A 14476-nucleotide genomic window follows, 5' to 3' on the forward strand; every position below is an offset into this window, starting at 1 on the left:
GCAAGATCTGTGCCGCCTCCACCACCGTACGGCGGCGGTCCGTCACGATGTGCGGCAATGCGGGAATTGGCCTCGGCGGGGGCGGCTCCGGAGCGCGGCGCGCCTCCCGGGGCGCCTGCCGGGCCCGGTCCGCGCGTGCGTGCGCGTCAGTCCTCGTGGCCCACGTGCAGGTCGTGTTCCGTGCGGCCGCCTCCGGAGACCTGGAGCACGGTGGCCACGGGCGGATAGCCCGCCGCGAGGACGAGGACGACCCGTGAGCTCCAGGCGTACTCGGTGCCGCCCCAGCTGGTCAGCAGGACCAGGCAGGTCGAGGCCGTGGTGAGGAGCAGCACTCCGAGGACGTCGACGCGTCCCCGGACGGCGGGCTTCGGCAGCTTCAGGACGACGGTGACGACGGCCAGGGTGAGCAGTCCGAAGGGCACGTTGACGTAGAAGCACCACCGCCAGGACAGCTGGTCGGTGAAGTACCCGCCCAGCAGGGGGCCCGCGACCGAGGCGAGAGCGAACGCGGCGCCGATCAGCCCCATGAACCGGCCGCGCCGACGGGGCGGCACGATGTCCGCGACGATCGCCTGCACGCCGGTCACGAGGCCTCCGGCACCGACGCCCTGGACCGCGCGGAAGGCGATCAGCTGGTCCATGGTCCCCGCCCGTCCGGCGAGCGCGGAGCCGACGACGAAGACGGCGATGGCGAACTGGAAGACGCCCTTGCGGCCGTGGAGGTCGCCGAGCTTGCCGTAGACGGGGAGTACGACGGTGGAGGTGAGCAGGTAGGCGGTGATCGCCCAGGACATCCTGTCGAGGCCGTGCAGTTCTCCGACGATCCCCGGGAGCGCGGTGGCCACGATCATCTGGTCGAGGGCGGCGAGGAGCAGGGCGGGGATCAGTCCGCAGAAGATCAGCCGCACCTGCCGCGGGGTCGGCCCGACGGGTTCGGCGGCCCCGGGAACGGGGTTTCGCGCGGGCGCGACGGCCGGTTCGTCCCGCACCCGAGTGATCCCGCCCATGCGTCCGCTCCCCTCGTCACATCCGCCGAGCAATTGCCGCCAATCGCGACAACTCCCGGCAAGCATGACGAGTTACGGCATATCGCCGAGCGGGAGGGACTTCCACCCGAAACGGTGAGGGCGCAACACGCTTTCGGAGACGGCCTCTTGACGGCCGCGGCCGTCAAGTCACCATCCGGCGGCCGCACCTGGGCCTCAGAGAGCCGTGCGCGTCCCGGAGGGCGGGGTCACTTCTCGGTCCGCGCCGCCAGGTTGGCGAGCACGGCGTCGTAGATGCGGCCGAGGCCCTTGGGCGCGAAGGTCCGCTCGAAGAAGCCGCCGATGCCGCCCGCGCCGTTCCAGACGCTGGTGACCACCACGCGCGACTTCCCCTCACCGGCCGGGGTGACCCGCCAGGTGGTGACCATGGAGGAGTTGCGGTCCTTCTCGACGAGCTCGCCGTCGGTGGGCTCGCTCACCTCGAGCAGGCAGTCGCGGACGCGCTTGCTGGTGGCCTGGAGCTTCCAGTGGACGAGGGTGCCCTCGCCGTCGCCGCCCTCGCGCACCTCGTACTCGCTGAAGTGCTCGGGCAGCAGCTCGCGCCGCGTGCCGTCGTAGTCGGCCAGGGCGTCGAACACCGCCTCCGCGTCCGCCGCGATGACCCGCTCCGTCGTCGCCTCGACCTGCGCCATGGCACTTCCTCCAGCACTTGGTTCCTCGGGGTGTGCGGCCAGCCAACCACCCGGCGCCCCGGCCCCCCAAATCGGGGTGCCCGTGGACGCGGGCGGCGCCGGCGGGGCGACACGGGAATCAGGTCGCACGATCAAGGGAACATGTGTTCTATTCTCTGTCCAGTGCTACCTAGGAGGCGCCATGCGCTGGGAGAACCTGACAGCGGACCCCGCCGGGGGCCCCGCCCGGGACGCCGCCCTGTTCAGCGCGGACACGGTCACGACAAGGACGTTCGACACGCCCGAGTTCAGAGGGATCACGTTCCACGAGGTCCGGGCGCGCTCGATCGTGAACCGGGTGCCGGGAGCCTCCCGGATGCCGTTCGAGTGGACGGTCAACCCCTATCGCGGCTGCTCACACGCCTGTGTCTACTGTTTCGCCCGCAAGACGCACAGCTATCTGGACCTCGACACCGGACTCGGGTTCGACTCTCAGATCGTGGTGAAGGTCAACGCGCCGGAGCTGCTGCGCCGCCAGCTCGCCTCGCCCCGCTGGCACGGCGAGCACATCGCCATGGGCACCAACGTCGACTGCTACCAGCGCGCGGAGGGCCGCTACCGGCTCATGCCGGGCATCATCGCGGCCCTGCGCGACCACGCGAACCCCTTCTCGATCCTGACGAAGGGCACGCTCGTCCTGCGCGACCTCGACCTGCTGAAGCAGGCCTCCGAGGTCACCGACGTCGGGATCTCGGTCTCCGTGGGTTTCACCGACACCGAGCTGTGGCGCACCGTGGAGCCGGGCACACCGGCCCCCGAGCGCCGCCTGGACGTCGTCCGCACCCTGACGGACCACGGCATCGGCTGCGGCGTCCTCATGGCCCCCGTGATCCCCTTCCTCGGCGACCACCCCGCCCAGCTGCGCGCCACCGTCCAGGCCGTCGCGGCGTCCGGGGCCACCTCGGTGACCCCGCTGGTGCTGCATCTGCGGCCCGGCGCCCGGGAGTGGTTCATGGCCTGGCTGGAACACCACCACCCTTACCTCGTACGGCGCTACGAGCGGCTGTACGCGGAGGGCGCCTACGCCCCGAAGTGGTATCAGCGCCGGATCACCCGTCAGGTGCACGAGCTGGCACAGGAGTACGGCATCGGCCCCGCGCGCGCGGGCATGCCGCGCCGGATCACCCTTCCCGAGCCCGCGGCAGCCCCGGCGCCCGCCGCGCAGGCCCCCACCGCGCCGGGACCGACACAGCTGACGCTGCTCTGAAGGCCGATGACGACCCGTCACAGCGGCTTGGCGGCTTGTCCCGTGCTTCCCGCGAGACCGCCTCCCCGAAGGCCCGGGATGCGGTTCGTGGCGGCATCCGAGCGCATCCCGCGATCCAATCGGGTCGAGTCTCACCGGAACACGTTCTTCCAGGACCCCTGTCCGGGACGATACGGCGAAGGCCGTGGCGTGCACGGCTCAGAACCCTCCGTCCTGGGAGGCCTTGTGAAAAAACGCGCAGCCGCTCTGTGCGGGGCGGCCGTCGTGCTGGCCGGGATGATCACGTCGATCCCCGCCGAGGCGAGCACCGGCTCCGCCGCCGCACCGCGCACCGCCCGGACCGCGAAACCCGTCTGGAAGAAGTGCGGCACCAGCGACTATCCGACGCTCCAGTGCGCGTCCGTGAAGGTACCGCTGGACCATAAGAACCCCTACAGCGAGCGGATCACCCTCGCCCTGTCCCGCGTCCCGCACACCGCGAAGACGTACCAGGGACCGCTGCTGGTGAACCCGGGCGGTCCCGGCGGCAGCGGACTGACGCTGGCCGGGTTCGTCGCCTCCACGCTGCCCAAGGCCGTGGCGGCGCAGTACGACGTCATCGGCTTCGACCCGCGCGGTGTCGGCAGGAGCAAGCCCGCGATCGACTGCGAGCCGGGACACTTCAAGCCCGTCCGCCCCGACACCGTGCCGAGCACCAGGGCCCTCGAGAAGGCCAACCTCGCCCGCGCCAGGGCCTTCGCCGAGGCGTGCGGCACGAAGTACGCGAAACTGCTGCCGTACCTCGACACGGTGAGCGCGGTCCGCGACATGGACGCGATCCGCGCGGCCCTGGGCGCCAAGAAGATCAACTACTTCGGCTACTCGTACGGCACCTACCTGGGAGCCGTGTACGCCAAGCTGTATCCGCAGCGGGTCCGCCGGCTGGTCCTCGACTCCATCGTCGACCCCACCGGGGTGTGGTACGACGACAACCTCAGCCAGGACTACGCCTTCAACGACCGCCACCTGGCGTTCCTGGCGTGGGTCGCCAAGAACGACGCGGCCTACAAGCTCGGCACCGACCCGGCCGCGGTCGAGGCCAAGTGGTACGCGATGCGCGCGGCGCTCGCCAAGGCCCCCGCGCAGAAGAAGGTGGGCGCCTCCGAACTGGAGGACACCTTCATCCCGGGCGGCTACTACAACGGCTACTGGCCCTACCTCGCCGAGGCGTTCGCTTCCTACGTGAACAGCAAGAACTCGGACGCGCTCGTGGAGGCGTACGAGAACTTCGGGGCCGTGGACGCCTCGGGAGACAACGGCTACAGCGTCTACACGGCGGTCCAGTGCCGTGACGCGTCCTGGCCGCGCGACTGGCGCCAGTGGCGCCGGGACAACTGGGCGGTGTACGACAAGGCGCCGTTCATGGCCTGGAACAACGCCTGGTACAACGCGCCGTGCGCGTTCTGGCCCACGGACTCGCTCCGGCCGGTGGACATCTCCAACCGCCGTCTGCCGCCGACGCTGCTCTTCCAGGCGACCGACGACGCGGCCACTCCCTACGAGGGAGGGGTGACCGTCCATCACCAGCTGCGCGGCTCCAGCCTGGTGGTCGAACAGGGCGGCGGCAACCACGGCATCACGCTGAGCGGCAACGCCTGCCTGGACAAGTACCTGTCGGCCTATCTGACCAGCGGCAAGGTGCCGCACGGCAGCGGCGAGGCCGACGCGGTGTGCGAGACGCTACCCGATCCGAAACCGCTGACCGCGAAGGCCGCGTCCTCCTCGTCACGGGGCGCGACGCTGCACGGACTCCTCGGTCACCGAGGCTGAACCCCGCCCGCGCGGACGCCCGTCGGGGGCGTTGTCGGACCCATGGTCCACCATGGACCCATGAGTGAGCCGACACGCATCTCCGCCCCCGACGGGGTCGCCCCAGCCGCCGCCTACTCCCATGTCGTGACGGGCACGGGCCGCTTCGTCGCGGTGTCGGGCCAGGTCCCCCTGGACGAAGACGGCGGCCTCGTCGGCGAGGGCGACGCCGAGGCCCAGGCCCGTCAGGTCTTCGAGAACCTGCGTCGGTGCCTGGCGGCGGCGGGCGCCGGCTTCGACGACGTCGTCAAACTCACCTTCTTCGTCACGGACATGGCCCACATGCCCGCGATCCGGGCCGCCCGCGCCGCGCACATACCCGCGGAGCGCCTTCCGGCCGCCTCGGCGGTCCAGGTCGCCGCACTGATCCGGCCCGAGTTCCTGATGGAGATCGAGGCGTACGCGGTGGTCGGCACGTGAGCGGGCCCCGGGTCCGTGAGATGACCCTCGACGACTGTCCGCGCGTGGCGGAGATCCGGGTGCGCGGCTGGCAGGCCGCGTACAAGGGCCTGATACCGCAGTCGTACCTGGACGGACTCAGCGTGGCCGAGGACGCGGCGCGCCGGCGCCGCCACCTCGAACAGGGTGACGGCAGCGTCGTGAACCTGGTCGCGGAGCGCGACGGATCCGTGGTCGGCTGGGCCTGCCACGGACCGCACCGGGACAGCGGGGCGGGGCCCGGGGAAGTCGAGCTGTACGCCATCTACGTACACCCCGACGTGCTGGGCCAGGGGGTCGGCCAAGCCCTGCTGCGGGAGTCCTCGGACCGCTGCGCGGCGGCCGGGCACGAACGCATGCTGCTGTGGGTCCTCAAGGAGAACACCGCGGCCCGCCGCTTCTACGAAAGATCCGGCTTCGGCCCCGACGGCGCCGAGGAGCCCTTCGAGGCGGCCGGGGTCGCGGTGCCCGAGGTGCGCTACGCCCGCGCACTGACCGGCGCCGGCCGGGACTGACGCGGGCGGGCCGGACCGCGTCAGTTCCGGCCGGCGCCGGCCCGCCCGGCCCCGCACACAGGCACCGGCGCGAGCCCTAGACCTGGTCCTCGGGCAGCCGGGTCAGCGCGCGCACGGCCGTCTCCGCGAGCGCCGGATGGGCCAGTGCCTCGTTCAGGACCCTTCTGGCGCGGGCGTCGCCCAGGACGCCCAGACCTTCCGCGCACGCGAGGGCGACCTTGCGGTAGGGGTCGTGCGGGCGCAGCCTGCGCTCCAGGGTGGTGATCAGCGCGGGTACGGCCTCGGGCGCGCGCAGTTCGACCAGGAGCCGTACGGGCTGGAGCGCGTACGCGACCCGCAGCTCGTTGGTGGCGAGCGCCGCGGCGGCACGGGCCGTGCGCGGGTCGCCGAGCCGGGCCAGGGCGTGGGCGGCGGACGCGCAGCGTTGCGGATCACGGTGGTTGAGCAGCAGGACGAGCGCTTCGAAGGCCCGCCGGTCCCCTGCCGTGCCGAGCCGGAAGGCGACCAACTCCCGTGCCCAGAGCGGCTGTCCGGGCTCGGTCAGCGCCGCGGCCAGCACGTCGGGGTCCGCCGTCCGCGCCAGTCGTTCGTAGGCCGCCGAGGCCGGGGCCCCGGCCTCGGCGCGCAGACGCTCCGTGAGTGATCGCAACGCTTCGTCCATGGGCCGAGCTTAGGCAAGCCCGCTAGGTCCTGTCGTCAAATTCCCGTCTGCCCCGCGACGCCATGCACGCACTCTCGACGCACCGGGCACAGACCCAAGTACATCCAGTACGAGGGTCTGAGCCCGGCACGCCGAGAGCACGCACCTGACGCCGCAGGGCCCGCCCTCCGGGCGGACGACGGGAATTTGACGACAGGACCTAGGTGCGGGGACGTACATCACAAAGTCGGGGACTGGCGCGCTCGTTACCGGCGGGTTAAGCTCAGACGAGCGAGTTACCCACTCGTGTCTCACCTCTCGGTGGCCTGGTGACGCAGCCACCGTGAGAGCAGTCGGTTCGGTACTTCAGGTACCTCAGTACGACATGGCTCCGGGACAGGGCCGGTCGGCTTTCACCTCCCACGGGCGCCCGTTCCTCGGCGCTTCGGGACGGCACCGGGCGTGTGCGCTCGTCAGCCCGGAAACACCCGCAACCTCCGCACGGTGTGCGCCTGTCGGCGTACCCGCGTGCGCTCCTCAGCCGTCACCACTTTCTGGAGTCCCGCGATGGCCACTCCCCTGTCCGACACCCCTCTGTCCCCGCTGAAGACCGTCGCCGTCGTCGGCCTCGGCACCATGGGCACCGGCATCGCCGAAGTCCTGGCCCGGGCCGGCCGTGACGTGATCGGCATCGACATCAGTGAGGCCGCGGCCGCCCAGGCCGTGGCCACCCTCGAAGCCTCCACCGCCCGCGCCGTGCGACGCGAGCACATGAGCGACGCGGAGCGCACCGACGCCCTCGCCCGCTTCCGTACCTTCACCGACCTCGCGGCCGCCGCCGACGCCGACCTCGTCATCGAGGTGACCCCGGAGTCGTACGACATCAAGCAGCAGGTCTTCCGGGCGCTCGACGGCATCGTGCGTCGCGAGGCGATCCTCGCGACGGGCACCAACGCCCTGTCCGTGACGCGTCTGGCCGCCGACTCGGCCCACCCCGAGCGCGTGCTCGGCCTGCACTTCTTCAACCCGGCGCCCGCGATGAAGCTCGTCGAGGTCGTCTCCTCGGTGCTGACCGCGCCGACGGCCGTGGCCGCGGTCACCGACCTGGCCCTGGAACTCGGGAAGGAGCCCGTCGCGGTGGGCGACCGCCCCGGTTTCGTCGCCGACGGACTGCTCTTCGGCTACCTCAACCAGGCGGCCGCGATGTACGAGGCGAAGTACGCCTCCCGCGAGGACATCGACGCGGCGATGAAGCTCGGCTGCGGACTGCCCATGGGCCCGCTCGCGCTGCTCGACCTGATCGGCGTGGACACCGCGCGGACCGTCCTGGAGGCGATGTACTCCGAGTCGCGCGACCGGCTGCACGCCCCCGCGCCCATCCTCAAGCAGCTCAGCGAGGCGGGCCTGACCGGGCGTAAGTCCGGCCGCGGCTTCTACTCGTACGAGGCCCCGGGCAGCGACGCCGTCGTGCGGGACGCGCTGACGCCGCTGGAGGGCGCCGTCCTGGCGGAGGGGCGTACGGTCCGCTCGGTGGGTGTGGCCGGCTCCGGCACGATGGCCTCCGGGATCGCCGAGGTCTTCGCCAAGGCCGGGTACGAGGTCGTCCTCGCCGCCCGCACGGAGGAGAAGGCGCAGACCGCGAAGGCCCGCATCGGCAAGTCGCTCAACCGCTCTGTCGACAAGGGCCGGATGACGGCCGAGGCGGCGGCGCGGACCCTGGAGCTGATCACGCCGACCGGCAGCTACGACGACTTCGCCGACGTGGACCTGGCGCTGGAGGCGGTCGCCGAGGACCTGGAGGTCAAGCAGCAGCTGTTCGGCACGTTCGACAAGGTCTGCAAGCCCGGCGCGATCCTCGCCACCACCACCTCCTCGCTGCCCGTCGTCGCCTGCGCCCGCGCCACCTCGCGCCCGCAGGACGTCATCGGCATGCACTTCTTCAACCCGGCCCCGGCGATGAAGCTCGTCGAGGTCGTGCGGACCGTGCTGACCGCGGACGACGTGCACGCCACCGTGCGCGAGGTCTGCGCGAAGATCCGCAAGCACCCGGTGGACTGCGGTGACCGGGCCGGCTTCATCGTGAACGCGCTGCTGTTCCCTTACCTGAACAACGCGATCAAGATGGTGCAGGAGCACTACGCCTCGCTGGACGACATCGACGCGGCGATGAAGCTGGGCGGCGGCTACCCGATGGGACCCTTCGAGCTGCTCGACGTGGTCGGTCTCGATGTCTCGCTGGCCATCGAGAAGGTCCTGCACCGCGAGTTCCGGGACCCGGGACTCGCCCCCGCCCCGCTTCTGGAGCACCTGGTGGCCGCGGGCTGCCTCGGCCGCAAGACGGGCCGCGGCTTCCGCGAATATGCCCGCCGCTGAGCGTCCGGGCGACTGGTTCGCGGACGACGCCGACTGGGGCGGACTGCTGGGCCCCGCCGGACACCCCCCGCCCTTCCAGGGCGGGGGGATCCCCGGACATGCGCGCTCTCCTGCGCACATGCAGTACGTTCGGGGCATGCCCCAGCCCGCCAAGTCCTCACGTACACCAGCCACGCCCGACGCGCCGGAGAGCGCCGCGGGCAGTCGCGCGGCGGCCCAACGCCTCAAGATGCGCCGGGAACTGGCGGCCGCGGCCATGGAGCTGTTCGCCGCCAAGGGGTACGAGGCGACCACCGTCGACGAGATCGCGGCCCGGGCCGGAGTGGCCCGCCGTACGTTCTTCCGCCACTTCCGCTCCAAGGAAGAGGCGATCTTCCCCGATCACGACGACACCCTGATCCGGGCCGAGGCGGTGCTGAACGCGGCGCCCCCGCACGAGCATCCGCTCGACACCGTGTGCCGCGGTATCAAGGAAGTCATGAAGATGTACGCGGCCCAGCCGGAGATCTCCGTCTCCCGGTACAAGCTGACGCGCGAGGTGCCGACGCTGCGCGAGGCCGAGATCGCCTCGGTGGCCCGCTACGAGCGGCTCTTCACGCGCTATCTGCTGGGCCACTTCGACGAGCACGCGCACGACGACGACGCCAACGACGATCCGCTGCTCGCCGAGGTCGCCGCCTCGGCCGTGGTCACGGCCCACAACCACGTCCTGCGGCGGTGGCTGCGGGCCGGCGGTCAGGGAGACGTGGAGTCCCAGCTGGACCACGCCTTCGCGATCGTCCGCAAGACCTTCGGCACCGGGATCGGCGCGGGACGGGAGACCGCGCCGCGACAGGCGCCGGCGTCGTCCTTCACCGAGGGGGACGTCCTGGTGACCGTCGCCCGTGTCGACGCACCGCTGGACCAGGTGATGCGCACCATCGAGCAGGCCCTCAAGGAACGGTCGTAGCGACCCGCCGCACATCGACGGCCCACTTACTCCGACCACGCGCCGGACACGCTCACTTCGAGCGCGTCCGGCGTTTTTTGTGTCCTGCTTTGAGTGCTTTGCACTCCGATTTGATCGATCATCGCTCACTTGTTACGTAAAGATTTCACCTGAGCGCAACTTTTGGCACTCCGTGCCTTGTCAGGTGACACGGCGTGCCATACGTTGAAGGAGTCCGGGCGGCCGGCGTGCAGAGACCATTCGTACGCCGGCTGTCCCCGCAAGCCCCATGGCCTGCGCGCCCGGACGCCTGCGTCACAGGCAACCTCCCGCGCCAACCACAGCGCTGCCAGCACCACCTCCGCCGAACCGACGGCACACCCCTCAGCAGCACCGACGTAACCCTCAGCGTTCCCCCTCAGGACGCGCATCGCCGGAGGCAACACCGTGAAGGAAATCCTGGACGCGATTCAGTCGCAGACGGCCACGTCCGCCGACTTCGCCGCTCTTCCGCTCCCCGACTCCTACCGCGCGATCACCGTGCACAAGGACGAGACGGAGATGTTCGCCGGGCTCAGCAGCCGCGACAAGGACCCCCGCAAGTCGATCCACCTGGACGACGTGCCGGTGCCGGAACTCGGCCCGGGCGAGGCCCTGGTCGCGGTGATGGCGTCCTCCGTGAACTACAACTCGGTCTGGACGTCGATCTTCGAGCCGGTGTCGACCTTCAACTTCCTGGAGCGCTACGGGCGGCTCAGCGACCTCAGCAAGCGCCACGACCTGCCGTACCACATCATCGGTTCGGACCTCGCGGGCGTCGTCCTGCGCACCGGCCCGGGAGTCAACTCCTGGAAGCCCGGCGACGAGGTCGTCGCACACTGTCTGTCCGTCGAGCTGGAGTCCTCCGACGGCCACAACGACACGATGCTCGACCCCGAGCAGCGCATCTGGGGCTTCGAGACCAACTTCGGCGGCCTCGCCGAGATCGCGCTCGTCAAGTCCAACCAGCTGATGCCCAAGCCGGACCACCTGAGCTGGGAGGAGGCCGCCGCCCCCGGGCTGGTGAACTCCACCGCCTACCGGCAGCTCGTCTCCCGCAACGGCGCCGGCATGAAGCAGGGCGACAACGTCCTGATCTGGGGCGCGAGCGGTGGACTCGGCTCGTACGCCACGCAGTTCGCGCTCGCCGGCGGTGCCAACCCGATCTGCGTCGTCTCCAGCGAGCAGAAGGCGGACATCTGCCGCTCGATGGGCGCCGAGGCGATCATCGACCGCAACGCCGAGGGCTACAAGTTCTGGAAGGACGAGACCACCCAGGACCCGAAGGAGTGGAAGCGCTTCGGCAAGCGCATCCGCGAGTTCACCGGCGGCGAGGACATCGACATCGTCTTCGAGCACCCCGGCCGCGAGACCTTCGGCGCCTCGGTCTACGTCACCCGCAAGGGCGGCACCATCACCACCTGCGCCTCGACCTCGGGCTACATGCACGAGTACGACAACCGCTACCTGTGGATGTCCCTGAAGCGGATCATCGGCTCGCACTTCGCGAACTACCGCGAGGCCTGGGAGGCCAACCGGCTCGTCGCCAAGGGCAAGATCCACCCGACGCTCTCCAAGGTCTACTCCCTGGAGGACACCGGGCAGGCCGCCTACGACGTGCACCGCAACCTCCACCAGGGCAAGGTCGGCGTGCTCGCGCTGGCGCCCGAGGAGGGCCTGGGCGTGCGCGACCAGGAGAAGCGCGCCCAGCACATCGACGCCATCAACCGCTTCCGGAACGTCTGAGGTCCATCCATGACAGAGCGTCAGACAGCCGACGGGCAGAGGGCGAAGGACCGGCCGTGGCTCATGCGGACGTACGCCGGCCACTCCACGGCCGAGGCGTCCAACGAGTTGTACCGGCGTAACCTCGCCAAGGGGCAGACAGGGCTCTCCGTGGCCTTCGACCTGCCGACACAGACGGGCTACGACCCCGACCACATCCTCGCCCGCGGCGAGGTCGGCCGGGTCGGCGTGCCGGTCTCGCACCTCGGTGACATGCGCCGGCTGTTCCAGGACATCCCCCTGGAGCAGATGAACACCTCGATGACCATCAACGCCACCGCCATGTGGCTGCTGGCGCTCTATCAGGTCGTCGCCGAGGAGCAGGGCGCCGACATCACCAAGCTCCAGGGCACGACCCAGAACGACATCGTGAAGGAGTACCTCTCGCGGGGGACGCACGTCTTCCCGCCGGTGCCCTCCCTCCGTCTGACGACGGACATGATCACGTACACGGTCAACCACATCCCCAAGTGGAACCCGATCAACATCTGCAGCTACCACCTGCAGGAGGCGGGCGCCACGCCGGTCCAGGAGATCGCGTACGCGATGTCCACCGCGATCGCCGTCCTGGACGCGGTGTTCGCGTCCGGGCAGATCGCCGAGGACCGCAAGGGCGAGGTCGTGGCCCGTATCTCCTTCTTCGTGAACGCGGGTGTCCGCTTCATCGAGGAGATGTGCAAGATGCGGGCGTTCGGGCGGATCTGGGACAAGATCACGCGTGAGCGGTACGGCATCGAGGACCCCAAGCAGCGGCGCTTCCGGTACGGCGTCCAGGTCAACTCCCTCGGTCTGACCGAGGCGCAGCCGGAGAACAACGTCCAGCGGATCGTGCTGGAGATGCTGGCCGTCACCCTGTCCAAGGACGCCCGCGCGCGTGCCGTCCAGCTGCCCGCCTGGAACGAGGCGCTCGGCCTGCCCCGCCCGTGGGACCAGCAGTGGTCGCTGCGCATCCAGCAGGTGCTGGCGCACGAGAGCGACCTGCTGGAGTACGAGGACATCTTCGAGGGCTCGCACGTCATCGAGGCCAAGGTGACCGAACTCGTCGAGGAGTCGCTGGCCGAGATCGACCGGATCGAGGCGATGGGCGGCGCGATGGCCGCCGTCGAGTCCGGCTACCTCAAGTCGCAGCTCGTCTCCTCGCACGCCGAGCGCCGGGGCCGCATCGAGGGCGGCACCGACAAGATCGTCGGCGTCAACGTCTTCCAGTCGACCGAGCCGAACCCGCTCACGGCCGACCTGGACGCGGCGATCATGACGGTCGACCCGGCGGTCGAGGCCCGGGTGATCTCCGCGCTGGGGACCTGGCGCGACACGCGCTACCAGCCGCCCTTCAACCACCCGCGCCCGTGCAAGGCGCTGGAGCGGCTGAAGGAGGCCGCGAAGGGCACCGACAACCTCATGGAGGCCACCCTGGAGTGCGCCCGCGCCGGTGTCACCACCGGCGAGTGGGCCGGGGCCCTGCGCGAGGTGTTCGGCGAGTTCCGTGCCCCGACCGGTGTCTCCTCGGCACCCGTCGCGGTCACCGCCGAGGAGGGCACCGCGCTCGCCCTGGTGCGCCGCAAGGTGGAGCTGACCGCCAAGGAGCTCGGCGCCGGCAACCTCCGGTTCCTGGTGGGCAAGCCGGGCCTGGACGGGCACTCCAACGGCGCCGAGCAGATCGCCGTGCGGGCCCGCGACGCCGGGTTCGAGGTGGTCTACCAGGGCATCCGGCTCACCCCGGAGCAGATCGTGGACGCGGCCGTGGCCGAGGACGTGCACGCCGTCGGCCTGTCCATCCTGTCCGGCTCGCACGCCCAGCTGGTGCCGGACGTCCTGGAGAAGATGCGCACGGCCGGCGCGGGCGACATTCCGGTGATCGCGGGCGGGATCATCCCGAACGCCGACGCCGAACAGCTGCGGGCCGCGGGAGTGGCCGCGGTCTTCACACCGAAGGACTTCGACATCACCGGAATCATCGGCCGTATCGTCGACGAGATCCGGAAAGCGAACAAGCTCGACCCCCTGGAGGTCCCCGCATGACCACGCCCGTCAACCGTCTGCGTCCGCGACGTTCCTGCCTGGCGGTGCCGGGCAGCAACCCCCGCTTCCTGGAGAAGGCCCAGGGGCTGCCCGCGGACCAGGTCTTCCTGGACCTGGAGGACGCGTGCGCGCCGCTGGCCAAGCCCGACGCCCGGCACACCATCGTCAAGTTCCTCAACGAGGGTGACTGGACCGGCAAGACGCGGGTCGTGCGCGTCAACGACTGGACCACCGAGTGGACGTACCGCGATGTCGTCACGGTCGTCGAGGGCGCGGGCCAGAACCTCGACTGCATCATGCTGCCGAAGGTCCAGACGGCCCAGCAGGTCGTGGCCCTCGACCTGCTGCTGACGCAGATCGAGAAGACGATGGGCTTCGAGGTCGGCAAGATCGGCATCGAGGCGCAGATCGAGAACGCCCAGGGCCTGAACAACGTCAACGAGATCGCCACGGCCTCGCAGCGCGTGGAGACGATCATCTTCGGCCCGGCCGACTTCATGGCGTCGATCAACATGAAGTCGCTGGTCGTGGGTGAGCAGCCGCCCGGCTACCCGGCGGACGCCTACCACTACATCCTGATGAAGATCCTGATGGCCGCGCGTGCCAACAACCTCCAGGCGATCGACGGTCCCTACCTCCAGATCCGCAACATCGACGGCTACCGCGCGGTCGCCCAGCGCGCCGCCGCCCTCGGCTTCGACGGCAAGTGGGTGCTGCACCCGGGTCAGGTGGAGGCCTCCAACGAGATCTTCTCCCCCTCGCAGGAGGACTTCGACCACGCCGAGCTGATCCTGGACGCGTACGACTACTACACGTCCGAGGCGGGCGGCAAGAAGGGCTCCGCGATGCTCGGCGACGAGATGATCGACGAGGCCAGCCGCAAGATGGCGCTCGTCATCTCGGGCAAGGGCCGGGCCGCCGGCATGCAGCGCACCACCTCGTTCGAAGCCCCGGAGGCCTGAGCACC

Annotated in this window: 11 protein-coding genes and 1 pseudogene; 9 read left to right on the forward strand and 3 right to left on the reverse strand. The window is 70.4% G+C overall.

The window, feature by feature from the left end:
* Positions 1–203 precede the first annotated feature (203 nt).
* Positions 204–1007, reverse strand: a pseudogene (locus tag ACFYW9_RS29045) (MFS transporter); the annotation flags it as partial.
* Between the two features lie 227 nt (positions 1008–1234).
* Positions 1235–1678 (reverse strand): SRPBCC family protein, encoded by a 444-nt coding sequence (locus ACFYW9_RS29050; protein ID WP_351862240.1) that lies wholly within the window; start codon positions 1676–1678, stop codon positions 1235–1237.
* Positions 1679–1859: 181 nt separating this feature from the next.
* Between ACFYW9_RS29050 and ACFYW9_RS29055 the strand changes: the two genes are divergently transcribed.
* From ACFYW9_RS29055 to ACFYW9_RS29070, 4 genes are all read left to right on the forward strand, one after another.
* Entirely contained in the window at positions 1860–2924 is a 1065-nt protein-coding gene (locus ACFYW9_RS29055; protein WP_389156223.1) for an Rv2578c family radical SAM protein, read from the forward strand.
* A 225-nt stretch (positions 2925–3149) separates the two neighbouring features.
* A complete protein-coding gene (locus ACFYW9_RS29060; RefSeq protein ID WP_389156226.1) occupies positions 3150–4733 on the forward strand; it encodes an alpha/beta hydrolase in 1584 nt (527 codons plus the stop codon).
* 60 nt (positions 4734–4793) lie between these two features.
* Positions 4794–5192 (forward strand): RidA family protein, encoded by a 399-nt coding sequence (locus tag ACFYW9_RS29065; protein ID WP_351862237.1) that lies wholly within the window; start codon positions 4794–4796, stop codon positions 5190–5192.
* 20 nt (positions 5193–5212) lie between these two features.
* Positions 5213–5725, forward strand: a complete 513-nt coding sequence (locus ACFYW9_RS29070; protein ID WP_389156285.1) for a GNAT family N-acetyltransferase — start codon at positions 5213–5215, stop codon at positions 5723–5725.
* 76 nt (positions 5726–5801) lie between these two features.
* Here ACFYW9_RS29070 and ACFYW9_RS29075 read toward each other — a convergent pair whose 3' ends face one another.
* Positions 5802–6386, reverse strand: coding sequence for an adenylosuccinate lyase (locus tag ACFYW9_RS29075; protein ID WP_389156230.1), 585 nt, complete (start codon positions 6384–6386; stop codon positions 5802–5804).
* A gap of 546 nt (positions 6387–6932) precedes the next feature.
* Between ACFYW9_RS29075 and ACFYW9_RS29080 the strand changes: the two genes are divergently transcribed.
* The 5 genes from ACFYW9_RS29080 (at position 6933) to ACFYW9_RS29100 (ending at position 14471) form a co-directional block, all read left to right on the forward strand.
* On the forward strand, positions 6933–8738 hold the full coding sequence (locus tag ACFYW9_RS29080) for a 3-hydroxyacyl-CoA dehydrogenase family protein (protein ID WP_328672432.1): 1806 nt from the start codon (positions 6933–6935) through the stop codon (positions 8736–8738).
* Positions 8739–8874: 136 nt separating this feature from the next.
* Positions 8875–9687, forward strand: coding sequence for a TetR family transcriptional regulator (locus ACFYW9_RS29085; protein WP_351862233.1), 813 nt, complete (start codon positions 8875–8877; stop codon positions 9685–9687).
* Between the two features lie 426 nt (positions 9688–10113).
* Positions 10114–11451, forward strand: coding sequence for a crotonyl-CoA carboxylase/reductase (ccrA, locus tag ACFYW9_RS29090; RefSeq protein WP_351862231.1), 1338 nt, complete (start codon positions 10114–10116; stop codon positions 11449–11451).
* Between the two features lie 9 nt (positions 11452–11460).
* A complete protein-coding gene (locus ACFYW9_RS29095) occupies positions 11461–13509 on the forward strand; it encodes a protein meaA (protein WP_389156235.1) in 2049 nt (682 codons plus the stop codon).
* Positions 13506–14471: a CoA ester lyase gene (locus ACFYW9_RS29100; RefSeq protein WP_326784643.1), complete on the forward strand. Its 966-nt coding sequence runs from the start codon at positions 13506–13508 to the stop codon at positions 14469–14471. Before ACFYW9_RS29095 ends, ACFYW9_RS29100 begins: the two co-directional genes overlap by 4 nt.
* Positions 14472–14476 lie beyond the last annotated feature (5 nt).

It is taken from the genome of Streptomyces sp. NPDC002698 (genome assembly GCF_042888945.1).
In the GTDB taxonomy this organism is placed as follows: domain Bacteria; phylum Actinomycetota; class Actinomycetes; order Streptomycetales; family Streptomycetaceae; genus Streptomyces.